The 23,075-nt window shown below is 64.7% G+C and carries 20 protein-coding genes; 7 read left to right on the top strand and 13 right to left on the bottom strand.

Features of this window, described 5'->3' with window-relative positions; translation table 11 throughout:
* Positions 1-22 precede the first annotated feature (22 nt).
* Complete coding sequence (locus GSQ83_RS18885; protein WP_158804439.1) at positions 23-625, top strand: nitroreductase family protein; 603 nt, start codon at positions 23-25, stop codon at positions 623-625.
* A 251-nt stretch (positions 626-876) separates the two neighbouring features.
* Here GSQ83_RS18885 and GSQ83_RS18880 read toward each other — a convergent pair whose 3' ends face one another.
* The 3 genes from GSQ83_RS18880 to GSQ83_RS18870 form a co-directional block, all read right to left on the bottom strand.
* Positions 877-2,049: an NAD(P)/FAD-dependent oxidoreductase gene (locus GSQ83_RS18880; protein ID WP_158804438.1), complete on the bottom strand. Its 1,173-nt coding sequence runs from the start codon at positions 2,047-2,049 to the stop codon at positions 877-879.
* A gap of 46 nt (positions 2,050-2,095) precedes the next feature.
* A complete protein-coding gene (locus tag GSQ83_RS18875) occupies positions 2,096-3,283 on the bottom strand; it encodes an AI-2E family transporter (protein ID WP_158804437.1) in 1,188 nt (395 codons plus the stop codon).
* 95 nt (positions 3,284-3,378) lie between these two features.
* The gene (locus GSQ83_RS18870) at positions 3,379-4,392 is read right to left on the bottom strand and encodes a cysteine synthase A (protein WP_158804436.1); all 1,014 of its coding nucleotides are present in this window, start codon (positions 4,390-4,392) and stop codon (positions 3,379-3,381) included.
* A gap of 71 nt (positions 4,393-4,463) precedes the next feature.
* Here GSQ83_RS18870 and GSQ83_RS18865 point away from each other — a divergent pair, with 71 nt between their 5' ends.
* Both GSQ83_RS18865 and GSQ83_RS18860 read left to right on the top strand, forming a co-directional pair.
* Complete coding sequence (locus GSQ83_RS18865) at positions 4,464-4,874, top strand: rhodanese-like domain-containing protein (protein WP_158804435.1); 411 nt, start codon at positions 4,464-4,466, stop codon at positions 4,872-4,874.
* A 170-nt stretch (positions 4,875-5,044) separates the two neighbouring features.
* Positions 5,045-5,590 carry an ester cyclase gene (locus GSQ83_RS18860; protein ID WP_158804434.1) on the top strand — a complete coding sequence of 182 codons (546 nt, stop codon included), beginning with the start codon at positions 5,045-5,047 and terminating at the stop codon, positions 5,588-5,590.
* Positions 5,591-5,654: 64 nt separating this feature from the next.
* Here the strand turns inward: GSQ83_RS18860 and GSQ83_RS18855 are convergent, their stop codons facing one another.
* The 10 genes from GSQ83_RS18855 to GSQ83_RS18810 form a co-directional block, all read right to left on the bottom strand.
* Positions 5,655-6,524 carry a DUF2272 domain-containing protein gene (locus tag GSQ83_RS18855; protein ID WP_158804839.1) on the bottom strand — a complete coding sequence of 290 codons (870 nt, stop codon included), beginning with the start codon at positions 6,522-6,524 and terminating at the stop codon, positions 5,655-5,657.
* Between the two features lie 5 nt (positions 6,525-6,529).
* Positions 6,530-7,615 carry an S-methyl-5-thioribose-1-phosphate isomerase gene (mtnA, locus tag GSQ83_RS18850; RefSeq protein ID WP_158804433.1) on the bottom strand — a complete coding sequence of 362 codons (1,086 nt, stop codon included), beginning with the start codon at positions 7,613-7,615 and terminating at the stop codon, positions 6,530-6,532.
* 10 nt (positions 7,616-7,625) lie between these two features.
* A complete protein-coding gene (locus GSQ83_RS18845; protein WP_158804432.1) occupies positions 7,626-8,120 on the bottom strand; it encodes a UPF0262 family protein in 495 nt (164 codons plus the stop codon).
* A complete protein-coding gene (locus tag GSQ83_RS18840; protein ID WP_158804431.1) occupies positions 8,110-8,451 on the bottom strand; it encodes a DUF983 domain-containing protein in 342 nt (113 codons plus the stop codon). Before GSQ83_RS18840 ends, GSQ83_RS18845 begins: the two co-directional genes overlap by 11 nt.
* Positions 8,452-9,219: 768 nt before the next feature.
* The gene (locus GSQ83_RS18835) at positions 9,220-9,945 is read right to left on the bottom strand and encodes a hypothetical protein (protein WP_158804430.1); all 726 of its coding nucleotides are present in this window, start codon (positions 9,943-9,945) and stop codon (positions 9,220-9,222) included.
* Positions 9,946-10,233: 288 nt separating this feature from the next.
* A complete protein-coding gene (locus GSQ83_RS18830) occupies positions 10,234-11,295 on the bottom strand; it encodes a glycosyltransferase family 4 protein (protein ID WP_158804429.1) in 1,062 nt (353 codons plus the stop codon).
* Between the two features lie 11 nt (positions 11,296-11,306).
* Positions 11,307-11,951 carry a GNAT family N-acetyltransferase gene (locus GSQ83_RS18825; protein WP_254065785.1) on the bottom strand — a complete coding sequence of 215 codons (645 nt, stop codon included), beginning with the start codon at positions 11,949-11,951 and terminating at the stop codon, positions 11,307-11,309.
* A 127-nt stretch (positions 11,952-12,078) separates the two neighbouring features.
* Complete coding sequence (gene rpoD / locus GSQ83_RS18820) at positions 12,079-14,019, bottom strand: RNA polymerase sigma factor RpoD (protein ID WP_158804428.1); 1,941 nt, start codon at positions 14,017-14,019, stop codon at positions 12,079-12,081.
* Positions 14,020-14,093: 74 nt separating this feature from the next.
* Positions 14,094-15,941: a DNA primase gene (dnaG, locus tag GSQ83_RS18815; RefSeq protein WP_158804427.1), complete on the bottom strand. Its 1,848-nt coding sequence runs from the start codon at positions 15,939-15,941 to the stop codon at positions 14,094-14,096.
* A gap of 9 nt (positions 15,942-15,950) precedes the next feature.
* Positions 15,951-16,406, bottom strand: a complete 456-nt coding sequence (locus tag GSQ83_RS18810; RefSeq protein ID WP_158804426.1) for a GatB/YqeY domain-containing protein — start codon at positions 16,404-16,406, stop codon at positions 15,951-15,953.
* Between the two features lie 205 nt (positions 16,407-16,611).
* Here GSQ83_RS18810 and carA point away from each other — a divergent pair, with 205 nt between their 5' ends.
* From carA to GSQ83_RS18790, 4 genes are all read left to right on the top strand, one after another.
* On the top strand, positions 16,612-17,997 hold the full coding sequence (gene carA, locus GSQ83_RS18805) for a glutamine-hydrolyzing carbamoyl-phosphate synthase small subunit (protein ID WP_158804425.1): 1,386 nt from the start codon (positions 16,612-16,614) through the stop codon (positions 17,995-17,997).
* A gap of 2 nt (positions 17,998-17,999) precedes the next feature.
* Positions 18,000-21,242 carry a carbamoyl-phosphate synthase large subunit gene (gene carB, locus GSQ83_RS18800; RefSeq protein ID WP_158804424.1) on the top strand — a complete coding sequence of 1,081 codons (3,243 nt, stop codon included), beginning with the start codon at positions 18,000-18,002 and terminating at the stop codon, positions 21,240-21,242.
* A 136-nt stretch (positions 21,243-21,378) separates the two neighbouring features.
* Positions 21,379-21,852: a transcription elongation factor GreA gene (gene greA, locus GSQ83_RS18795; RefSeq protein WP_158804423.1), complete on the top strand. Its 474-nt coding sequence runs from the start codon at positions 21,379-21,381 to the stop codon at positions 21,850-21,852.
* Positions 21,853-21,866: 14 nt separating this feature from the next.
* Positions 21,867-23,066, top strand: a complete 1,200-nt coding sequence (locus GSQ83_RS18790; protein WP_158804422.1) for a threonine ammonia-lyase — start codon at positions 21,867-21,869, stop codon at positions 23,064-23,066.
* The last annotated feature ends 9 nt before the right edge of the window (positions 23,067-23,075 follow it).

Genomic DNA, 23,075 nt, shown 5'->3' with positions numbered 1-23,075 from the left:
GCCGAGACCCAGGAGAGAAAGAATGACAACGACCGCCAACGGCCGCACGGCCGACCATCCGATCAGCGCCCAATTCCTAGAGCGCTGGTCGCCCCGCGCCTTCACCGGGGAGGTGATCTCCGAAGCCGATCTGATGACTATCTTCGAGGCCGCGCGCTGGGCGCCGTCCTCCTACAACTCCCAACCGTGGCGCTTCGTTTATGCCCGGCGCGGCACGCCGCATTGGGAGAAGCTGCTTGGGCTGCTGATCCCCTTCAACCAGTCTTGGGCCAAGGAAGCGGGGGCGCTGGTGATTGTCGTCTCCAATTCCCTCATGACGACCCCGAGCAGCGAGAAGCCGGTGCCTTCGCATAGCCATTCCTTCGATACGGGCGCGGCCTGGGCCTATATGGCGCTGGAGGCGCAGCGGATCGGCTGGCACACGCACGGCATGGTCGGCTTCGACATCCCGCGCGCCTTCGCCGAGCTCGACGTGCCTGAGGGCCATCGCGTGGAAGCCGCCGTCGCGATCGGCCGCCAGTGCGACAAGTCGGTTCTGCCGGAGCAACTTCAGGCCCGTGAGGCGCCGAGCCCCCGCAAGCCGATCAGCGAGAGCGTTTTCGAGGGTGGGTTCAAGAAGGGCTGAGGGCGTTTAGGGCTGGCCCGGCTCATGCAACCGGGCCGCCGGCGCCGAAGGCTCGACATTCAGCGAAAGGAGATCGTCGAGGGAGAAGGGGCATCGCGGAGCGAGGTCTGGTGAGGAGGGGTGTCCGGCGCGGGCTTGGGCCACGGCATAGCCATAGCAGGTCGGATTGCTGCTCCGACCAAATCAGAATGTCCCGCTCATATAATTCGTCTGCCATCACTAGGTGTTAGCCCAGACCTGGTGAGCCAAATCTAGATTGCGTGGCCGGCCACCCATCCGCTCGCCCAGGCCCATTGGAAATTGTAGCCGCCCAGCCAGCCGGTCACGTCCACCGCTTCACCAATGAAGTAGAGGCCCGGCACATTGCGCGCCGCCATCGTCTGGGATGAGAGCGCGCTGGTATCGACACCCCCGCGCGTGACCTCGGCTTTGGCGAAGCCCTCGGAACCCGAGGGGACCAGGCGCCAGTTCTTCAGTCGCTCTGCCACCGCCGACAACGTCTTGTCGGTGAGTTCCGCCATCGGCCGTGTCGCGCCCTCCGCCAGGGCCGCGGCGAGGCGTTGGGGCAGGGCCTCCGCCAAGGCCGTGCGCAGCTCGATCCGTGGCCGCTCGCGCTTCAGCGAGAACAGCCAGGCCCGCGCATCCCGCTCCGGCGTGAGGTCGAGCGACAGGTTGCCGTTCGGGCCGAGGTAGCTCGAGGCTTGCAGGATGGCGGGGCCGGAGAGGCCGCGATGGGTGAAGAGCAGCGCCTCCCTAAAGGCGGTTTTGCCGACGCGGGCGATCGCTTCGCAGGAGACGCCACTCAAGCCGCGCATCAGGCCAAGCTCTGGCTCCGCGAAGGTCAGCGGCACGAGCGCCGGTTCGGGTGTGACGATAGGTAAGCCGAATTTTCGCGCGATGTCATAAGCGAAGCCGGTCGCGCCCATTTTCGGGATCGAGAGGCCACCAGTCGCCACCACCAGGGCAGCCGCCGTCACGCCACCGCTTGGGGTCTCGACGCGAAATGCCTGGCCGTCATGGCCGAGATCGCTAACGCGCTGACCCAGCCGCAGCACGACGCCCGCCGCCGCGCATTCGGCGAGCAGCAGGGCGACCACCTGCCGCGCTGAGCCGTCGCAGAACAGCTGGCCCAGCGTCTTCTCGTGCCAGGCAATCCCGTGGCGGTCGATCAGCGCGATAAAGGCGGCAGGCGGGTAGCGGCTGAGCGCCGATTTGGCGAAATGCGGATTGGCCGAGAGGAAGCGCGTCGGCGGCGTCTCGCGATTGGTGAAGTTGCAGCGACCGCCGCCGGATATGATGATCTTGGCACCCGCTTCGGCGCCATGGTCGAGCAGAAGCACGCGCCGGCCGCGCTGCCCCGCGGTCATCGCCGCCATCAGGCCGGCCGCGCCGGCCCCGAGCACGATGGCGTCGAACTGCTCCATGCTAAGCGCGGCAAACCTTCATGCCATGCCGCCGCATCGCGGGCGGCTAGCCTTCCAGCAGATGGCCGAAGGCGCGGAAGGGGCGCAGGCGATCACAAACGATCTTCATTATGGCGAGCATCGGCACCGCCAGAATGGCGCCCGCGACACCCCACATCCAATACCAGAAGATCAAGGACAGCATCACCGCGACCGGATTTATGGTGAAGCGACTCGCCAGCAGCATCGGCGTGATGATCTCGCCTTCCGCGACATGGATCCCGAAATACAGGCCCGCCGGCAGGATCGAGAACCACTCGAATCCCCAGGTCACAATGCCGACCGCCAGGAAAACCAGGATGCCGCAGAACGGCCCGAGGATCGGTACGAAGTTGAGGCAGAAGGCAACGACGCCCCAAAGAATCGCGCCCGGCACGCCGCAGATCCACATCACCGCGCCGGTCGCGCAACCAACCACGGCGTTGATGATCGTGATGGTCAGGAGATAGGCCGAGAGGTCCTTCTCCATATGCATGGAGATTTCCACCGCCTCGCGCTTGTCGTCGAAGCGGGGCAGTACCTCCACCAGGCGGCGCAGGAAGGTTTCGCCGAAGACCAAGAGATAGAAGAGGACGAGCAGCGTCTCCAAGAGATGGGAGGCGACAGTGCCGGTGCCGCTGAAGACCGCCGTCACCATGCCGACGGGATGAGCGAAGAAGGAATCCGATCCCGGCCCGGTGAAATGGACACCCATATTCTCGAGCGTGCGCTGAATATGATCCACCGGCGTTTTCAGCATGGCGAAGCGCTTCTGCAGCATCGGCCAGGCCTGAGGCAACTGCCCGGCCCAGCGGGAAGCCGGGCTCGACAGCAGCATCCCAAGGCCGACGAAGACGCCAAGGAGCAGTGCAATCGAGAACAGCGCGCCGACCGCCTTCGGCACATGCACCCGTTCCAGCAGCTTTACCAATGGCTGGAACAGCAGCTTGAGCACGATCGCGAGGACCACCGGCAGCACGATGTCCCGGGCGACATAGAGACACGCCAGGATCGCGATGGTCGTCAGGATGCCGAGGCAGACGGATTGGGTCGAGCGCGGTAGCGGCATGTCATGCCGCCGCAGTTCCGTATCGTCGGACTCGCCGACCGTGAGCCCGAGCGCTTCGCCCAGGCCACCGCGCCCGTGCTCTTCGTCGGTGGCCGAGCCGGCGGTGCCGGGCTCCTTCGTCAGGCCGAAGGCCGGTGATGCGGACAAACTAGGTTCCATCAGTCGGAGGAAGATAACGGGTCAATAATAGCAAGTGGGCGGGTCGGATGTGGAAGACAATTGCTCGCGTACCGCACCCGATCTCAACTCATCCAGGACGGCGGCGTCAGTCCCCGGCCGCGCAGGAAGTCAGGATTGAAGAGCCTGGACTGATAGCGCGCCCCGCCGTCACAGAGAATGGTGACGATGACATGGTCAGGCCCCATCTGACGTCCGAGGCGGATGGCGGCGGCGACATTGATGCCGGCCGAGCCGCCGACCGAGAGCCCCTCACACTGTAGAAGGTCGTACACTTGCTCCAGCGCCTCCTCATCGGTGACGCGTAGAGCATCGTCGATCTGGGCGTCGCGAAGGTTACCGGGCACGCGGGACTGGCCGATGCCCTCGGTGATGGAACTGCCCTCGACCGAGAGGTCGTTCGATTTCACCCAGCCATAGAGGCCGCTGCCTGTGGGGTCAGCCAAGACAATCTTCACGCGCGAACTGCGCAGCTTGAGCGCATCGGACACCCCGGCGAGCGTGCCGCCAGTACCGCAGGCGCAGGTGAAGGCGTCGATGCGGCCGTTGGTTTGCGCCCAGATCTCGACGCCGGTCGTCATCGCATGGCCACGGCGATTGGCGAGATTGTCGAATTGGTCAGCGTAGACGGCATCGAGCTCGTCCGCCAGGCGACGCGCGACATGGACGTAGTTGCCCGGGTCCTTGAAAGGCTTGGCGGGCACCAGACGCAGATCGGCGCCAATCATCCGGAGAAAGTCGATCTTCTCCTGACTCTGGGTCTCCGGCATCACGATGACGGATTTGTAGCCGCGCGCATTGGCGACGAGCGTGATGCCGATGCCGGTATTCCCGGCGGTACCTTCGACGATCGTGCCGCCGGTGCGCAATTGGCCGCGCTGTTCGGCGTTGAGGATGATGGCGAGGGCGGCGCGATCCTTCACGGAACCGCCAGGGTTCATGAACTCCGCCTTGCCGAGAATGGTGCAGCCGGTGGCCTCAGATGCGCGGCGCAGGCGGATCAGCGGCGTTCCGCCGATGGCACCGACGAGGCCGTCGGCGATCGCGGCGTCGCTCGGCGTCAGACGATCAGTGGACATGCCGGTCCTCGCTCTTGCCATCCCGATGCCGCGGGGCCTTCACTGGCCACCGAGACGCGAGGAGAAGAGACATGATCGAAGACATCGAGCCGGGCAAGGTTTGGGATGCCCTCAAGAGCGATCCGCAAGCCGCGCTATGCGACGTGCGGACCGATGCCGAATGGAACTTCGTCGGCCTGCCGAACCTGGAGGAGGCTGGTAAGGAGCCGGTGCTGATCCCTTGGCAGGTCTATCCGTCGATGCAGCGCAACGGTGCCTTCGTCGAGCATTTGCGTGCCGCGGGCCTCACCCCCGAACACCGGGTTTTCTTTATATGCCGCAGTGGCGCGCGCAGCCTGGCCGCCGCGCAGGCCGCACGGGCGGCGGGTTTTCCCGAGGTCTACAATGTGGCCGATGGTTTCGAGGGGCCGGTGGGACCCGAAGGACATCGCGGAACCGTTGCGGGCTGGAAGGCAGACGGGCTGCCTTGGCAGCAGCGATAGCCAGCTTGGTGTGGCGGGTCGGCGACGCGCGGACTAGTACAGGCTGGGACCTAGCCAGTACCGTCATGCTCGGCCTTCGCCGAGCATGACGATGGGTTGTGGCGAGGAAGTGCTCAGCGATACGCAGGTGACCCGCTCAGCGACACGCGGAATTGGGAGAGGAACCGCAGATGACGAAACCCGATCTGGTCGCGCTTTGGGAGGCGCATTGCCGCTACGAGTTCGAGACGCGGGATGTCGATGCGACGATGGCGACGATGGTCGCCACACCCTACGTCAACCACATCCCGACCATGACCGGCGGCGTCGGGCACGACGAACTCAAGCGCTTCTACAAATTTCACTTCATCCAAGGCAATCCGCCGGACCTTCGTCTGACGCCGATCAGCCGCACCGTCGGCGACAGCCAGATCGTCGATGAGTTCATCATCGGCTTCACGCATACGACAGTCATCGACTGGATGCTGCCGGGCGTCGAACCCACTGGCCGTGCGGTCGAGATTCCAGCGATCGCCGTCATCCGGTTCGAGGGCGACAAGCTGCTTCACGAGCATATCTATTGGGACCAGGCCTCGGTTCTCGTGCAGGTCGGCCTGCTCGATCCCAGAGGTTTGCCTGTCGCGGGCGCAGAGACGGCGCGCAAGGTCGCGGACAAAAACCGCCCGAGCAACGCGCTGATGGCCGCCTGGGCAAGCAGCGAGGGCAAGCCGCTCTAGCGTCCACCATCTCCGGCTAGCCGCCGTGCTCGGCCTTTGCCGAACACGGTCAACGGTCGTCGCGTTACCGCGCGTATAGAACGCGGATCACCACCAGCCACGGATAGCGTGGGTCGATGGACACGCCGTCAGGAGTCGCAAGCGTTCCTTGGGCCGTCAGCGGAACATGGGTGAGCGCCACCGCATCCTCGACATTGCCACCGATGATGCTGATCTGGCCGGGCTGCCCGCTTACGACAATGCCGCAATGGCCAGGGAAGTGACCGGTCGGAAGATCCGTGTAGCGCAGCCTCTCCGCGCGACCGCGCCCGAAGCAGATGAGATCGCCGAGCGCGGGCGGATAAGTCGCGGGCGGCTGCGCCTCGATCGAATAGCCCTGCGCCGTACCGGCGGTCTCCTGCGCCGCGATGTCGATGTAATCGACATGCGATCTTGCATAAGGAAAGGACGGGCCAGCCCCGGCCATGCGCATTACATAAGAGATGAAAGCGGCGGACCAGGCATATTGGCTGTCGCCCTCGGGCGCGAAATCCGCGCCGGTTTCGTCATGCTTGCCGGTCCAGGCTGTCGCGGGATCGTTCTGGTTCAGGCCGAGCCACCAATATTCTCCAACGCGTTGCCAATAGCCGTCCTGCCGTTCGGCCTTGGTATTCGGGTCAGGCGGCAGCTCGTTTCTCGGGTCTGCGTCATAGACGACACTGCCCCAGGCTCGCCATTCGCGCATGGCGATGGCGACGGCTGAGGCGCGCGAGAAGGGTTCGTAGCACTGCCGAATAAAAGGCGGTTCCTGTGGATCGCCCGTTTGCTGAACACAGGAGGAGAAGGTCGGTGGCGCGGGCGCCGTGCGTCCGGCAACCGGTGCCGGGTGCTTGTTGACGGCGCAAGCGCTGAGCACAAGCGCCGCGGCGAGCGCGACGGCGGCACGCCAGTTCATGTGGCTCATGCGTGCTCGGGAAAGAGTGAGGCAAGGCCTTCGGTCGTCGCGTCGCAAAGCCCACGCTCGGTGATGAGGCCAGAAACCAGCCGCGCCGGTGTCACGTCGAAAGCGGGATTGGCGGCGCCGCTGCCATGCGGCGTCACGCGCACGGTGGCGAGCGTGCCATCCGCTGTCGGTCCCGTCATCATCGTGACTTCCGTTTCCGCACGCTCCTCTATGGGGATCGAGGCCACGCCATCCTCGATCGTCCAGTCGATCGTGGTGGAGGGAACGGCGACCCAGAACGGCACCGAATTGTCATGCGCGGCAAGCGCCTTGAGATAGGTGCCGATTTTATTGGCGACGTCGCCGCGCCGCGTTACCCGGTCGGCGCCGACGATCACGAGATCGACTTCGGCATGCTGCATCAGATGGCCACCGGCATTGTCGGCGATGACGGTATGCGGCACGCCATGGCGGCCGAGTTCCCAAGCCGTCAGCGCCGCGCCCTGATTGCGCGGGCGGGTTTCATCGACCCAGACATGCACGCCGATGCCGGCATCGTGAGCCTGGTAGATGGGTGCCAGCGCCGTTCCCCAATCCACCGTCGCGATCCAACCGGCATTGCAATGCGTCAGCACCTGCACCGGCTTGTCAGGCTTTTGCCGCGCTCTGATGAGTTCGAGTCCATGCCGCCCGATCGCGGCATTCTGCGCGACATCCTCCTCCGCGATGGCGGCGGCTTCGGCATAGGCGGTGGCGACTCGCTCGGCCGGCCGCGTATTGCGCAGCCGCGTCAGCATGCGGTCGAGCGCCCATTTGAGGTTCACGGCGGTCGGCCGCGTCGCCGCCAATGTCGCTGCGTCGCGCTCCATCGCATCGGTGCTGGCATCCGCGCGCAGCGCCAGGCACAGGCCATAGGCGGCGGTCGCGCCGATCAGCGGTGCGCCGCGCACCTGCATGCTGCGGATGGCGTGAGCCGCCTCCGCCACCGTTTCCAGTGTCAGAATTTCGAAGGACCAGGGCAGCTTGGTCTGGTCGATGATGCGCAAGGACCAGCCGTCTTCGGCGAGCCAGATGCTGCGATAGGGCGTGCCGTCGATTTTCATGGGCGGGACTTTATGCTGCTGGACCGGCGACGCGATGATGCAGAACGGCGATCAGGGTGAAGAGGCGACGCGCAGTATCCTGGTCGAGATCGACCTTGCCGTCGAGACGTGCGGCGATCAGCGCCGCGCCCTCGTTGTGCAAGCCGCGTCGGCCCATGTCGATTGCCTGCACGCGCGCCTCCCGGCCTTCCTGGATGGCGACCGCGTAGCTATCGACGAGCATCACATAGTCTTTGATCAGGCGCCGTAGCGGTCCGAGTGCCAGGCCGATGGCGGTGACGGGCTGCATCGCGGCGTCGCGAATGTCGAAGATCAGGCGGCCGTCACGCACCGAGAGTGCGAGGATGAAGGGGCCGGCACCTGCGCCGCGCGGCGCGAAGACGTTCTGCAGTTCGAGGTCGGCGACGGCCTGCGCGCGGTCCGCTTCGATCAGCGGCGGCAGGCTTCCCAAGGTTTCGTCGCTCAACAGGACGCGAAGGAGATGCGGCTGCGCTTCAATGCCCATCCTGTCCCCGCTGCACTTGGAGACGCAGAAGAAGTCCGATGGTGGCACCTTTCACGACTGGCAGCAGCAGCAAGGTGAGGATCGCGGCGAGCGGGAGGAAGATAATCCCGTCGAGCCAGAAGGGCGGCTGCACAGTTTCCTCCAGCACGACGATGATCGGGATGATGAGGTGAAGCACTATCACCATCGTGATGTAGGGCGGCGCGTCGTCAGATGGATAGGTGCCGAGGGGGGCGGAGCAGACCGCGCAGACTGGCACGACCCTCAGATAGCTGCTGAACAGTTTGGTTTCCCCGCACGATGGGCAGCGGCCTTTGGCGCCGCGGAACATGGTCGTGGGGATGCTTGGAAGTGGCCACGGCGGAAACCGTGGCGCTCGATCCGGGCGCCAGCGGATAGGCTCGTCCCCTTTCGGCATGTCGGTTCCAATCATCGTGATCGCTTGTCTTGGAGGCGTCAGACGCGGCAGCTTGTCCGGCGCTGGGCCTGTTTTGTCCGGCTCCCACCCTACAAGAATCGGCTGCTTAACGAAAGGTGGACGGTGGATTACTGGCTCGGCGCTGTTTATCGGGCCTGTTGTCGGGGCGAATCGCGGCGCGGCGGCCCCATTTTCCCAGCGTGGGACGAGATTGTCGGATCGCGTTTATCGCTTTACCTTGAATTCTACAAATTCGCTGTTGAGATCAAAGGGTTTCGATTTAAAGAGAGCTTGGCTGGGCTGGCGTTTGGCGCCCGTCAGATGGCTCGGCCAAGAAAAGATTGCAAAACTTCGTCGGTAACGACGCCTTTTTGTTGACAGCTTCATTAGAGACTTGGAATAGCGAGATCTGAAACACGCGGCACGAGTCGGGCGGGCGGTACCGCCCCGGGTGTTGAGGATCCGACTCTGAACGTGACGAAGCCTAGCAGACGAAATACCGAGGGACCTGAATAATCGCGTTCCACAGTGCTGGAAGTTCTTTCGAGCTTTCCCACGTGCCAGTTCTGGACCGACAGGGATTAGCGCGAAGCAATCGAACGGCGGATGTCGGACAGCCATTCGTCGGAAAGCCGACGATCTACTTGCAACCGAAGGAGTGACGCTCGTGAGTGAAGAGAATCAGGGAAGCGGCAAAGCTTCCCCCCGTGCCAAAGCGCTGGCGGTAAGAGCGACAACACGTCGTGCAGCGCCGAAGCGCGCGACGGCTCGTGGCGCCGCCAAGAGCACGGCCAAGACGACTGGCCGGGGTGCCGCTAAAGCCGGCGCCAAGACCACGCGGAAGCCGGCAGCCCGCTCTACCGCTGCAAAGACCGCGACACGCGCGACCACCCGCAAACCCGCCGCGCGCAAGACCGCGACAAAGGCGACAACGGCGCGCGGCACAACGCGTCGGGTGACAGCCGCGAAAGCGACGACGACGCGCCGCGCCAAGACGACAAAGGTCGCCGCGACCCGCAAGCCCGTGCGTGCCACCGCCGCGACACGCCGTGGCGCCGCTACCGCGACGCGGAAGACTCCCGGCCGCAAGCCGGCTGCCACGCGCAAGACCGCGACGACTCGCAAGGTCGCCGCGACCCGTAAGCCCGCCGCTCGCAAGACCACGGCGCGCGCCGCCGCGACCCGCACGGCGACGGCTCGCAAGTCGACGCGCACCGCCGCACGCAAGACTGGCACTCGGGCCACCACCGCGCGCAAGACGACAGCGACTCGCAAAACTGCCACTCGCAAGGCGCCCGCCGCTCGCAAAGCGCCCGCCACTCGCGGCAAGAGCGCGCGCGGCACTGGCACGCGCACCGGAACCGCGCGCAAGGCCGCGAAGCCTGCGGCTGCCCGGCGAACGTCCACACCGAAAGCCGAAGCCGCCGCGCCGCGCGTAAAGCGGCCGCGCCGTCCGCGTCAGCCAAAGCAGGAGCTGCCGATCATCGAGACTCCCGAGACCGAGGTCGAGATCCCGCACGAGCCTGAGTCGGAGATGGCGGAGTAGCCACGACAAAAGCCTGACCGGCATTTATTCGCGCCGGTCAGGCTTTGTCTTGAGTTTGATGAGCCGCTGTCGATTTTCGCAGTGGCGGCTGATGTCTGAAAAGCATTGGGAGGCAGGCCACTGGCCGAAGCCTCCCTTTTGCGTTGCGATCAGGACAGGGACGTTGGCGCGGCCGGCGTCACGATGTCGAGCAGATGACGCGCCTGATTTTCCCAGCTTGGCAGGCTACGCGTCGCCGACCAGGCCGCATGCCCCATGATATGCCGCAGCTCCGGGCTATAGATGACGCGGCGGAGCGCTTTCGAAAGCTGCTCGTGATCGCCGGGCTCGACGATGATCGCGGTATCGGGGGAGAGCGGCGCGCCAATTGCGGCAGCGGTTGTGACGGCGACGGGGAGACCGCGCCTCAACGCTTCAGCGACAGCCATGCCGTAGCCTTCAAACCACGTCGCCAAGGCGAAAAGGTCGCTGGCCTGCCAAAGCTCATCGAATTGTGCCGGACTGAGCGCACCGAGGAAGGTTACCCGCTCGGTCAGCCCGAGCCGTTCTCTCAAGGCACCGAGTTCGACGACGCAAGCGCGATCGGCGGTCTGGTCGCCACAGATCGTCAAGTGCCAGTCAAGATCGACGAGACGGGACAGCGCTTTGAGCAGGGTGTCGTGACCCTTTCTCGGAATGAAGCTGCCAACCGACAAGATGCGGCATGTCGCCGCCGGCTCGCGCGGGCTGCGAGGCAGCGTGACATCGGTCCCCGGCATCAGAACGGAGATGCGCCCGGCTTCGACGGCATAGGCCGAGAGCATGCGGTTCCGCATCTCCTGGCTTGGTACCAGGATGCCGTTCAGCAGCGGCAGCAGTCGGCGCTCGACCCGGGCGTATTCCGCCACTTTGACGGCTTCCTGGAAGGGTTCCAGGGCGAGGGGGTGATGGATGAGGCCAATGACGCCACGGGCGCTCAGCGCCTCCTCCAGCCCTTCCCACGCGGACAGGCAGAAGCCATCGATGATGCGGAGGTCGGCGTCGCCGTGAGCGTGCCACGCCTCGGCTGCGGACGCCCGCGCCGTGTCGTCGGCTGTCGGATGTGAACCAGCGAGCATGACGAGCGAGGCATCATGCCCCAAGCCGCGAAGAGCCGTGACGAGACGTGTGTCGTAGACGATTGCGCCCGTTGCCGCAGGAAAGGATCCCGGCGCGAAGATCGTAATTCTCATAGAGGCGGAGGTCAGGCGCGCAGCCTGTCAGGAATTTTGAAGCCGAGACGATCTGGAATATCCCAGTCCTCCTGCGTCACCTTCATCCGGCGAAACCCGGCACTCTCGTAGAGCGGCAATGCGCGCGGGTGATCCGCGGTGCAGGTATTGACCGTGACACCGCGAATGGGGCCGGACCAGGCATTGTCCACGGCGTGGCGAAGGAAAGCTCGCCCCAAACCATGCCCGATCGCATTCGCCATCAGACCAAAGTAGCTGAGGTTGATGAAAGGCCAGCGCGACGCATCAAGCTCGTAATAGCCGGCATCCTGGCCGTCGATTTGCAGCACATGCACGGCAACCTGGGGGTTCTCCAGGATGCGGATCAGCTCGGCGCGTGGCGTTGCGCGCCGCAGCCACCAGAGATATTCCCCGCCCACCGCTTCCTGCAGTGCCAGATAGCCTTCCGGTTTCGGCGCCCGCCACTGGATGACCTGCGCATTCGCGGGTAGCGGCGGCGCCGGTATTTGCGGGCGTTCGAGCATGCAGAGGAAGGTGATCGTCACCCGCGCCCGCGTCACACTATCAGCCCCTATGCTCGACATTTCGTCGTGTAGCTTCGCCGCTCCGACCACGTTCCGCCGCTCCATCGCCCGTCGTCGCCTCTTGTCGCTCATGCCTAGCGTCGTGCTTTGCAAGCTTGCCACCATAGCCCGAGTCGTCTGAACGAAGCCTCAATAGGAAGCCATCGAGACCCGCCAGAACTTCTCACGGCTGGCGCAAAGTGGCCGGCGGCTACCAGCCTCAGTCGTCGAGGAAGCTGCGCAGTTTCCGGCTGCGGCTGGGATGCTTGAGCTTGCGGAGCGCCTTGGCCTCGATCTGGCGGATACGCTCGCGCGTCACGTTGAACTGCTGGCCGACTTCTTCCAGCGTATGGTCGGTGTTCATGCCGATGCCGAAGCGCATCCGCAGCACACGCTCCTCGCGTGGCGTGAGGCTCGACAATACACGCGTTGTCGCCTCGCGCAGATTCGCCTGGATCGCGGCATCCAGCGGGATCACCGCGTTCTTGTCCTCGATGAAATCGCCGAGGTGGCTGTCTTCCTCGTCACCGATCGGGGTTTCGAGGCTGATCGGCTCCTTGGCGATCTTGAGGACTTTCCGCACTTTCTCCAGCGGCATGCCGAGCTTTTCCGCCAATTCCTCGGGCGCCGGCTCGCGGCCGATTTCGTGCAGCATCTGGCGGCTGGTCCGCACCAGCTTGTTGATCGTCTCGATCATATGGACCGGGATGCGGATGGTCCGCGCCTGGTCGGCGATCGAGCGGGTAATCGCCTGCCGGATCCACCAGGTCGCATAGGTGCTGAACTTGTAGCCGCGGCGATATTCGAACTTATCGACCGCCTTCATCAGCCCAATATTGCCTTCCTGGATGAGGTCGAGGAATTGCAGGCCGCGATTGGTGTATTTCTTGGCGATCGAGATCACGAGGCGGAGGTTGGCCTCGATCATCTCCTTCTTCGCCCGCGCGCTTTCCCGCTCGCCACGGCTGACGGTCATGTAGACGCGGCGGAATTCCTCGATCGGCAGGCTGGCATCGGCAGCGATGGCGCCGACCTGCATGCGCAGTTCCTGCACCTGCTCGCCATGCTTGGAGATAAAGAGCTTCCAACCCTTGGTGGTCAGCGCGCTCACCCGCTCGATCCAATTCGGGTCGAGTTCGTGGTTACGGTATTCGCGCAGGAACTCCTCGCGCCCGACCTTGGTGGATTCGGCGAGGCGCAGAATCTGGCCCTCGATCGCCGTCAGCCGCTGGTTGAGCTGCTTGAACTGCGCGACCAATTCCTCGATCCGGTTGTTATGCAGGCGGACGGTCTTGACCTTGACCACCAGCTCCTCGCGCTGCTTCGTATAGCCGCGCTCCGAACGTGAGTTCACTTCCTCGCCGCTGGTGATGGTTTCCAGCCGGCGGTTCTGCACCTTCGACAGCTTCTTATAGAGCGCCTCGATCTCCTCGAAGATGATGAGGGTATCGGGCTTCAGCTTCTCTTCGAGCGCGGACAGCGAAAGGCTCGGCCCTTCGCCTTCGTCGTCATCGCTCTCCTCAATCGCCGCGAAAGGCGGTGGCGCGGGCGGCTCCGCGGGATCGGCCTCGCCTTCGGTTTCCGCTGGCGGATTGCCCATGCCCTGGGTGGCTTCGAGGTCGATGATGTCGCGGAGCAACATCTTCCCGTTCTTCAGCGCGTCGTGCCAGGCAACGATCGCGCGGAAGGTCAGCGGGCTTTCGCACAAGCCGCCGATCATCATGTCGCGGCCGGCCTCGATACGCTTGGCAATCGCGATTTCGCCTTCGCGGGACAGCAGCTCAACGCTGCCCATCTCGCGAAGATACATCCGAACGGGATCGTCGGTACGGCCGGCGGTCTCCTCGTTGATGTTGCCGGCTTTCTCTTCTTCTTCCTCTTCCTCGGCGGGTTTAACGACCGGCGCCTCGGTCTCTTCCTCCTCGCTCTCCACCACCTGGATGCCCATTTCGCTAAGCATCGACATCACGTCCTCGATCTGCTCCGAGCTGTTCTGCTCGGACGGCAGGACGGCGTTGAGCTCGTCGAAGGTGATGTAGCCACGCTCCTTCCCCTTCGCGACCAGCCGCTTCACAGCGGCCGATTGCGTGTCCAGAAGCGTATTCTCGCTGTCCTGATCCGAGCTAGCGGCCTCGGTTGTCACAGACGGCTTGGTTGCCATAATCGACCCTTTACCATTACCGCCCCGCGCCGCGCGTCGCGGGACCTAGACTTAACGCACGTTCGTGCCGGTGCTTAGCCCGTGCTGTCGGGCTCTCCACGACGTAGCCGATCGACAGACCCCTTGATCGCAATCAGACGGTTCTGTGCTTCCTCAGAGCCCTCACGAGCAAACGCCATCTGTTGCTCCTCGAGTTCTCTCTCCGCATGATGGAGGCGCATGTGGCCGAAGATTTCTTGCCACTTCGCCGCGGCCTCCGCTGGTAGCGCCTCTGCCATTGCACCTACGGGGAGCGGGCGCGACTCAAGGGCGGCGGAAACCGCGCCCGCGAGCCCAAGGCTGTCGAGATGGTTCTTCAACGACTGACTGTCAAGTGTGGGGTGGGTTGCAAGCCAGTCTCCCATGCCATCGCGGATGGCGGCGAGGGTAGGCGGCAGGTCGATCAGGGCGAAGGATTCCTCGAGGTCCGGCAGCAGGGTCGGGTGGGCCAGCAGGATCGCCACCAATCCCCGGCCACGTTCCTCCTGTGTCGCGAGTTCGCTGGCCCTCGGCCGGGCGCCCAGCGCGACTGGCGCCTGCGGGCGCTCACGCCGCAGGCCGAAGCCTGTGCCAGCGTTGGCGCCACGGTTCGAGGGCGCCGCGCGGCGGCGTTCGGCGAAGAACCGGTCGAGGAAGAGCGAGCGGTATTCCGCCGCCAGGGAGCGATCCGGAATGCGTCCGGCCTCCGCCACCAGCCGGTTGCGGAAAGCGGCCCAGCCTTCGGGTGTCGCGGGACGCGCATCATCCTTGAGCAGGCCGTACAGCGCGTTGCCGAGATCCTCCCGCGCCAGTTCATCCTGGAAGGCCAGTCGGCCACCACGACGAATGACGCTATCCGGATCATCGCTCTCAGGCAGCACGATCACGCCGAGACTTTTGTTCGGCGCCAGCATCGGCAATGCGAGACCCACGGTGCGAATGCCCGCGCGGCGGCCCGCCGCGTCACCGTCGAAGCAGAAGATGGGACGGTCATCCTGCTCCCACAAAGCTTCGAGCTGCTCCGCCGTGAGCGCGGTGCCGAGCGGTGCGACGGCCGCGAAACCCGCCTGCGCCAGCGCGATAACGTCCATATAGCCTTCGACGACGATCAGTCCCTTATGTCCTTCTTGCGACGAGGCGCCGCGCCCGCGCTCACGCCGGAGAGCATTCGCAAGATCGAGGCCATAGAGGGTGCGGCGCTTGGAGAAGAGCGCGGTTTCCGGCCCGTTGAGGTATTTCGGCTGGCCGTCACCGAGAATACGACCACCAAAGCTGATCGTGCGGCCGCGCGGATCGCGGATCGGAAAGGTCGCGCGATTGAAGAAGAGATCGACGGTGCGTCCGTCCTCGCCTTGCTTCATGAGGCCGGCATCGACCAATTGGCGCAGTTCGATCCCCTGGCCCGAAAGTTCGGATGCCAGCGCGCCACGCCCGCTACCGGAAAAGCCGAGGCCGTAGCGGGTGATCGTCTCATCGGACAGACCGCGACCGCGTAAGTAGTCGAGTGCCGCGCGGCCTTCAGGCATATGCAGCTTGTGCTGGAACGCGGCATCGGCCGCCTTGAGCACATCATGCAGATCGCTGCGACGACGTTCCGCCGCCGCGGCTTCCGGCGTTGCGCGCGGCACATCGAGGCCGGCTTCCGCAGCCAGAACCTCGACCGCCTGCACGAATCCGGCGCCCTGGCTCTGCATGACGAAGCCGATCGCGTCGCCATGCGCGCCGCAGCCAAAGCAGTGGTAGTGGTCCTGATAGACGTAGAAGGACGGCGTCTTTTCGTTGTGGAAGGGGCAGCAGCCGCGCCAATCCCGCGCCGAACGCGTGAGCTTTACGCGCCGGCCGATGAGTGCCGGCAGCGGTGTGCGCTGGCGAAGTTCATCGAGGAATGCGGGCGGCAGCGCCATGCTTGCGCTTCAGCCCGCCAGACGCGTTTTCACAAGCGCGCCGGTCTGCGCCATGTCGAGCGCCGCACCGTGCTCCGCCTTCAATGCGGCCATCACTTTCCCCATGTCGCGCAAACTCGAGGCGCCGGTGCTGGCAATGGCGGCATCGACCGCGGCCGTGGTTTGCTGCTCGCTCAATCCGGCGGGGAGGAACCCCTCGATCACGCGGATCTCGGCCTCTTCCTTTTCCGCAAGCTCGGGCCGATTGCCTTGGCGATAGAGCGCGATGGCCTCCTGCCGAGGCTTGATCATGCCGCGGAGCATGAGGAGGATATCGGCGTCCTCGATCGTCTTGCCGGTGCCGCGCGCGTTGATTTCGGTGTCCTTGAGCTTCGCCAGGATAAGGCGGATGGCCGAAAGCCGCTCGGTCTCGCCAGCCTTCAAGGCTGTCTTCATCGCGTCGGTCAGAGTCTCTCGCAGCGCCATGCTTACTCCTAGCTACTTACTTCCCTCTCCCTCTCCCTCTCAGGGAGGGCCGGGGTGGGTGCCGGCTCACGAGCATATACCTTAGCGCGTTTAATGTGGCGCCCGGAACGACCCGCCCCTAGCCCCTCATTTGCGCAGAGGGAAGTTTTTTCACGAGAGCGTCAATCATATTGCGTTGGGAAGAAATTTCCCATATGCGATTTACATGCCCCTCTCGACCAGCGATATCATCGATCGGCTTGGTGGTCCTGACGCCGCCGCTCGCCTTACCAATGTCGGCGCTGAGGCGCTGCGCAAATGGCGCCAGTCCGGGGTCATTCCCTCGCGCCATTGGCGCGCCATCATCGCGGCAACCGGCCTGTCGCTCTCCGACATGCCCGGTAACGCCGAGGAAGCCGAGCGGGCGATTGCCGTGCCGGACGCCGATGCGCTGCCCGAAGGCGCGACCGCGGTACTAGTGCTGGGCGATGGCTCTCTGTGGTGGGGCAGGGGCTTCGGCGCAAACACCGCACACGGCGCGGCGCGTGTCGGTGAGGTCTGCTTCAACACAGGCATGAGCGGTTATCAGGAAACACTCACCGATCCTTCTTATGCCGGGCAAATCGTTACCTTCACCTTTCCGCATATTGGAAATATCGGCGCGAATCTCAGAGACGAGGAGGCGCGCAATCCTGGACCGCTCGGCCTTATCACCGCACTCGATATCACCGAGGCGAGCAACTGGCGGGCGACGCGAAGCTTGATTGACTGGCTGCGCGCGATGGATCTGCCCGGCATCTCCGGCATCGACACGCGCGCGCTGACCGTTCGCGTTCGCGACGGTGGCGCGCCGACTGGCGTGTTGTGTTTCCCGCGCGACGGCCGTTTCGACATCGCCGAGCTGCGAAGCCAGGCCGTGGCGTGGCCTGGTTTGGAAGGCATGGATCTCGCGCGCACCGTTTCCTGTACGCAGAGCTACAGCTGGGACGAGACGCTGTGGGAATGGGGCGAGGAGACCACGCCGGGCCGTCAGACCGCGCCGCGTCACCATGTCGTCGCCGTCGATTACGGTGCCAAGCGCAATATCCTGCGCTGCCTCGCGGCGGCCGGTTGCCGGGTGACCGTGGTGCCCGCCACCGCGACGGCGGAGGACATTCTGCGCCACGAGCCGGATGGTGTTTTCCTCTCGAACGGTCCCGGCGATCCGGCGGCGACCGCCGAATATGCGGTACCGGCGATTCAGGGCGTGCTGGCGGCCAAGCGTCCGATCTTCGGCATTTGCCTCGGTCATCAGCTTCTCGCCACGGCGCTCGGTGCGCGCACCTACAAACTCGATCTCGGCCATCGCGGCGCCAACCAGCCGGTTAAGGATCTCGCGACCGGCAAGGTCGAGATCACCAGCCAGAATCATGGCTTCGCGGTCGATGACAAATCGCTGCCCGAAGGTGTGACCGTCACCCATGTCAGCCTTTTTGACGGCAGCAACGAAGGCATAGCGGCGCCAGCGCAGCGCGCCTTCTCGGTGCAATACCATCCCGAGGCGAGTCCCGGCCCGAGTGACAGCCACCACCTGTTTCACCGCTTCGTCGCGATGATGGACGAGAAGGCCTGAAAATGCCGAAACGCACTGACATCAAGTCGATCCTCATCATCGGCGCCGGCCCCATCGTCATCGGTCAGGCCTGCGAGTTCGACTATTCCGGCGCCCAGGCGTGCAAGGCGCTGCGGGCCGAGGGCTATCGCGTGATCCTGGTCAATTCCAATCCCGCCACGATCATGACCGATCCGTCCCTAGCGGACGCGACTTACGTCGAACCCATCACGCCCGAGATCGTCGAGCGCATCATTCTGCGCGAAAAGCCCGATGCATTGCTGCCGACCATGGGCGGCCAGACTGCGCTCAACGTCGCGATGAGCCTTGCCAAATCTGGCACGCTGGAGCGGCTTGGCGTCGAACTCATCGGCGCCAAGGCGGATGTTATCGACCGCGCCGAGGATCGCCTGAAGTTCCGCGACGCGATGACCGAAATTGGCATCGAGAGCCCGAAAAGCGCGATCGCCCGTACGCTCGCTGAAGCGCGCGAGGCGCTCGCCGAGGTCGGTTTGCCCGCCGTTATTCGCCCCAGCTTCACGCTCGGCGGCACCGGCGGCGGCATCGCCTATAACAAGACGGAGTTCGAGCGCATCGTCTCGAGCGGTCTCGAAGCCAGCCCCACCACCGAGGTCCTCATCGAGGAGAGCGTGCTCGGCTGGAAGGAATACGAGATGGAGGTGGTGCGCGACAGCGCCGACAACTGCATCATCGTCTGCGCCATCGAGAACGTCGATCCGATGGGCGTCCATACCGGGGACAGCGTGACGGTTGCCCCGGCGCTGACGCTGACCGACAAAGAATATCAGCGCATGCGAGATGCCTCGATCGCCTGCCTGCGCAAGATCGGCGTCGATACCGGCGGCTCCAACGTGCAGTTCGGTCTCAACCCCGCCGATGGCCGCATGGTGGTCATCGAGATGAACCCCCGCGTGTCGCGTTCCTCCGCCCTCGCATCCAAGGCGACCGGCTTTCCGATCGCCAAGATCGCCGCGAAACTCGCGGTCGGCTACACGCTCGACGAGCTGAAGAACGACATCACCCGCACCACACCGGCGAGCTTCGAGCCGACGATCGACTATGTCGTCATCAAGATCCCGCGCTTCACCTTCGAGAAGTTTCCCGGCACGCCGGCCATGCTCTCCACCAGCATGAAGTCGGTGGGCGAGGCGATGGCGATCGGCCGCAGCTTCGCGGAGGCCCTGCAGAAGGGTTTGCGGAGCATGGAGACCGGCTTCTCCGGCCTTGATCCGATCGAGGCGCCGGGCGATGGCACCGCTGATGCTTTCCGCGCCGCTTTGTCGCAACCGCGTCCCGACCGGTTGCTGATGGCGGCGCAAGCGCTGCGTGCCGGGCTGTCGGTGGAAGACATCCACGATGCCTGCAAGTTCGATCCATGGTTTCTGCGCGAGCTTGCCCGCATCGTCGCGGCCGAGGACAAGATCAAGGAACATGGCCTGCCGACCACGGCCCTATCGCTGCGGCGCCTCAAGGCGCTGGGGTTCTCGGACAATCAACTTGCGCATCTTTCCGCCATGACCACCGCTCAGGTCGAAGCCCTGCGCGAGAAGCTCAAAGTGCGCCCGGTCTATAAACGCATCGACACGTGTGCGGGCGAATTCGCCTCCGCCACACCTTATATGTACAGCACCTATGAAACGGGCTTCGGCACGCCGGTTTGCGAGAGCGATCCGACCGACCGGCAGAAGGTAGTCATTCTCGGCGGCGGGCCGAATCGCATCGGCCAGGGCATCGAATTCGACTATTGCTGCGTCCATGCTGCCTATGCGCTGAAGGATGCCGGGTTCGAGACCATCATGGTCAATTGCAATCCGGAAACCGTCAGCACCGATTACGATACCTCCGACCGTCTGTATTTCGAGCCGCTTTCGGCCGAGGACGTGATCTCACTCATCCGGCGCGAACAGGAGAACGGCACGGTGCTGGGCTGCATCGTGCAGTATGGTGGTCAGACACCGCTGAAGCTGTCGCAGCGCCTTTCCGCCGCCGGCATTCCCGTGCTTGGCACCAGCGCGGACGCCATCGACATCGCCGAGGATCGCGAGCGCTTCCAGACCCTTCTGCACCGCCTCGGCTTGCTTCAGCCAGAAAATGGTATCGCTCGCTCGACCGAGGAAGCGGAGGCGATCACCGAACGCATCGGCTTCCCGGTGGTGATCCGTCCGAGCTATGTGCTCGGCGGCCGCGCCATGGAAATCGTGCATGACCGCTCGCAGCTTGCCCGCTACATGCGGGAGGCTGTGCGCGTTTCCGGCGACAATCCGGTGCTCATCGACCGCTACCTCAATGACGCGATCGAGGTCGATGTCGATTGCATCTGCGACGGTGAGGACGTCTTCGTGGCGGGTGTCATGGAGCATATCGAGGAAGCTGGCATCCATTCCGGCGACAGCGCCTGTTCGCTGCCGCCCTATTCCCTCTCACCCGCTATCGTCGAGGAACTGCGCGCCGAGACGGTGGCACTCGCCCGGGCGCTGAACGTCGTCGGCCTGATGAACGTGCAATACGCCATCAAGGACGACACGATCTACGTGTTGGAGGTCAATCCCCGCGCCTCCCGCACCGTGCCCTTCGTCGCCAAGGCGACGGGCGTGCCGCTCGCCAAGATTGGCGCCCAGGTCATGACCGGTGCCAAGCTCAAGGATTTCGCGCTCGACGACCAGACGATTGGCCGCCATGTCGCCGTGAAGGAGGCGGTCTTCCCCTTCGCGCGCTTCACAAATGTCGACACCATCCTCGGCCCTGAGATGAAATCGACCGGCGAGGTCATGGGGCTCGATACCAGCTTCGCCCGCGCCTTCGCCAAGGCGCAACTCGGCGCCGGTGTCATCCTACCGATGCAGGGCAGCGTGTTCCTCTCGGTGAAGGAGGCGGATAAGTCGGCCATGGTGCCGCTGGCCCGCCGGCTGACGGAGATGGGCTTCGGCATTGTCGCCACCAGGGGCACCGCCGCCCGCATTCGAGAAGCGGGGCTGGAGGTCAGCACCGTGTCCAAAGTGCTGGAGGGGCGGCCGCATTGCGTGGACGCGATCGAGAGTGGCGAAATCCAGCTCGTCATCAATACGGCCTCCACGCCGCAGTCGGTGACCGACAGCTTTGACATCCGCCGCAGTGCCCTGACCAAGGGCGTCCCGCATTTTACAACCATCGCGGGAGCCAGAGCCGCGGTTCATGCCGTGGCAGCCCTCAAGGCCGGGCCGCTTGAAGTCGCGCCGCTCCAGTCCTACTTTCGTTCCCCCTTCTAGAGGGATGCGGGCAGGACGCGGCCGGGCTTCGGCCGCTTTCGGCATGTAGGGATGGGATGTCGGCGACCGGGCCATCCGGTCTGCGGGCTTCCTGAGCAACAGATGTCCTGACGGACGAGGACTGCGGGGTTAACGCGTGCAGAAATTTCCGATGACCGGGGCCGGCCTCTCGCGCTTAGAGGCCGAACTTCGCCTTCTCCGCAGTGAGGAGCGACCGGCCGTCATTCGCGCCATCGCCGAGGCGCGCAGCCACGGCGACCTGAGCGAGAACGCCGAATATCACGCGGCGCGCGAGCGGCAATCCTTCATCGAGGGCCGTATCCAGGAGCTCGAGGAGGTCACCTCGGCGGCGGAGGTCATCGATCCGACTTCGCTGTCTGGCGATCACGTCAAGTTCGGCGCGCATATCCAGCTCGTCGATGAGGAGACGGAGAAGGAATATACCTATCAGATCGTTGGCGTGTACGAGGCGGACATCAAGCAAGGCCTGCTTTCGGTCTCCTCGCCGCTGGCGAAATCTCTGATCGGCAAGAAAAAGGGCGACACCGTCTCGGTGCCGGCGCCCTCCGGCGACCGCTCTTACGAGATCCTCTCCGTCCGTTTCGGCTGACGGCGCCTCGGTCTATGTCTCTCACGATCCTCGATATCGGGGCGGCGGCGGCACGCATCTCCGGCAAAGTCCTCCGCACGCCCGCGATCCGCTCCGATGCGCTGAGCCGCGCGACGGGGGCGGAGATCATCCTCAAGCTCGACAACCTTCAGGCTACGGGGGCGTTCAAGGAGCGCGGGGCGGCCAACCGGCTCGCCTTACTGACGCCCGAGGAGAGGGCTTGCGGCGTCGTTGCGATGTCCGCCGGCAACCATGCGCAGGCGGTGGCGCGGCACGCCCATCTGCTCGGCATCAAGGCGACCATCGTGATGCCGCGCTTCACGCCGGTCAGCAAAGTGACCCGCACGGCGGCCTGGGGCGCGCGGGTGGTGCTGCATGGCGAGATGCTGGCCGAAGCGGCCGAGCATGCCCATGACCTCGAACGACGCGAGGGGATGGTCTTCATCCATCCCTATGACGACCCCGCCGTGATCGCCGGGCAGGGCACGCTCGGCCTCGAACTCATCGAGGATTTTCCCGATCTCGACGTGCTGGTGGTGCCGGTCGGCGGCGGCGGGCTGCTGACGGGCTGCGCCATCGCGGTGCAGGCGCGCAAGCCGGGGATCGAGGTGCTGGGCGTCGAGGTCGATAGCTATCGCGCCATGAAGCAGCGCCTGGCAGGCGAGCCGGTCTCGGTCGGTGGTGCGACGATCGCCGAGGGTATCGCGGTGCGGGATGTGGGCGAGTTGCCGGTGCGATTGCTCGGCAAGATGGGCATCGAGATCCTGCTGGTGCCCGAAGCGGCGGTCGAGCGCGGCATCGCGATGCTGGCGGAGGGTGCGAAGGTCGTGGCCGAAGGGGCGGGTGCTGCGGCGCTCGCCGCGGTGCTGACCTATCCGGATCGTTTCGCCGGCCGCAAGGTTGCCTTGCCGATCTGCGGCGGCAATATCGATGCGCGGATCCTGGCGAATACCCTCCTGCGCAATCTGCTTCGGGACGGCAGACTGGTGCGCGTCATCATGGAGATTCCGGATCGTCCGGGCATGCTCGCCGATATCGCGACGCTCATCGGCAATCAGGGCGGCAATATCATCGACGTTTCACATCACCGGCTCTTCGCCTCGCCGACCGTACAGGCGGCGCAGCTGGAGGTGATGATCGAGGCGCGCGACGCGGCGCATGGTGCTGCCATCGCGACCTTGCTCGAGGAAAGCTACATCGTTCACCGCGGCTAGAGGCGTGGG

Origin of the sequence: Acidisoma sp. L85, assembly GCF_009765865.1 — a bacterium.
Lineage (GTDB): Bacteria > Pseudomonadota > Alphaproteobacteria > Acetobacterales > Acetobacteraceae > Acidisoma.
The sequence above is the reverse complement of the archived record's forward strand: the minus strand, read 5'-3'. Positions and strand labels throughout refer to the sequence as shown.

Coding starts and splice junctions, on each gene's coding strand:
- GSQ83_RS18885 (WP_158804439.1), top strand. CDS start 23: ATGACAACGACCGCCAACGGCCGCACGGCCGACCATCCGATCAGCGCC.
- GSQ83_RS18880 (WP_158804438.1), bottom strand. CDS start 2,049: ATGGAGCAGTTCGACGCCATCGTGCTCGGGGCCGGCGCGGCCGGCCTG.
- GSQ83_RS18870 (WP_158804436.1), bottom strand. CDS start 4,392: ATGTCCACTGATCGTCTGACGCCGAGCGACGCCGCGATCGCCGACGGC.
- GSQ83_RS18865 (WP_158804435.1), top strand. CDS start 4,464: ATGATCGAAGACATCGAGCCGGGCAAGGTTTGGGATGCCCTCAAGAGC.
- GSQ83_RS18860 (WP_158804434.1), top strand. CDS start 5,045: ATGACGAAACCCGATCTGGTCGCGCTTTGGGAGGCGCATTGCCGCTAC.
- GSQ83_RS18855 (WP_158804839.1), bottom strand. CDS start 6,524: ATGAACTGGCGTGCCGCCGTCGCGCTCGCCGCGGCGCTTGTGCTCAGC.
- mtnA (WP_158804433.1), bottom strand. CDS start 7,615: ATGAAAATCGACGGCACGCCCTATCGCAGCATCTGGCTCGCCGAAGAC.
- GSQ83_RS18845 (WP_158804432.1), bottom strand. CDS start 8,120: ATGGGCATTGAAGCGCAGCCGCATCTCCTTCGCGTCCTGTTGAGCGAC.
- GSQ83_RS18840 (WP_158804431.1), bottom strand. CDS start 8,451: ATGTTCCGCGGCGCCAAAGGCCGCTGCCCATCGTGCGGGGAAACCAAA.
- GSQ83_RS18830 (WP_158804429.1), bottom strand. CDS start 11,295: ATGAGAATTACGATCTTCGCGCCGGGATCCTTTCCTGCGGCAACGGGC.
- GSQ83_RS18825 (WP_254065785.1), bottom strand. CDS start 11,951: ATGAGCGACAAGAGGCGACGACGGGCGATGGAGCGGCGGAACGTGGTC.
- rpoD (WP_158804428.1), bottom strand. CDS start 14,019: ATGGCAACCAAGCCGTCTGTGACAACCGAGGCCGCTAGCTCGGATCAG.
- dnaG (WP_158804427.1), bottom strand. CDS start 15,941: ATGGCGCTGCCGCCCGCATTCCTCGATGAACTTCGCCAGCGCACACCG.
- GSQ83_RS18810 (WP_158804426.1), bottom strand. CDS start 16,406: ATGGCGCTGCGAGAGACTCTGACCGACGCGATGAAGACAGCCTTGAAG.
- carA (WP_158804425.1), top strand. CDS start 16,612: ATGCCCCTCTCGACCAGCGATATCATCGATCGGCTTGGTGGTCCTGAC.
- carB (WP_158804424.1), top strand. CDS start 18,000: ATGCCGAAACGCACTGACATCAAGTCGATCCTCATCATCGGCGCCGGC.
- GSQ83_RS18790 (WP_158804422.1), top strand. CDS start 21,867: ATGTCTCTCACGATCCTCGATATCGGGGCGGCGGCGGCACGCATCTCC.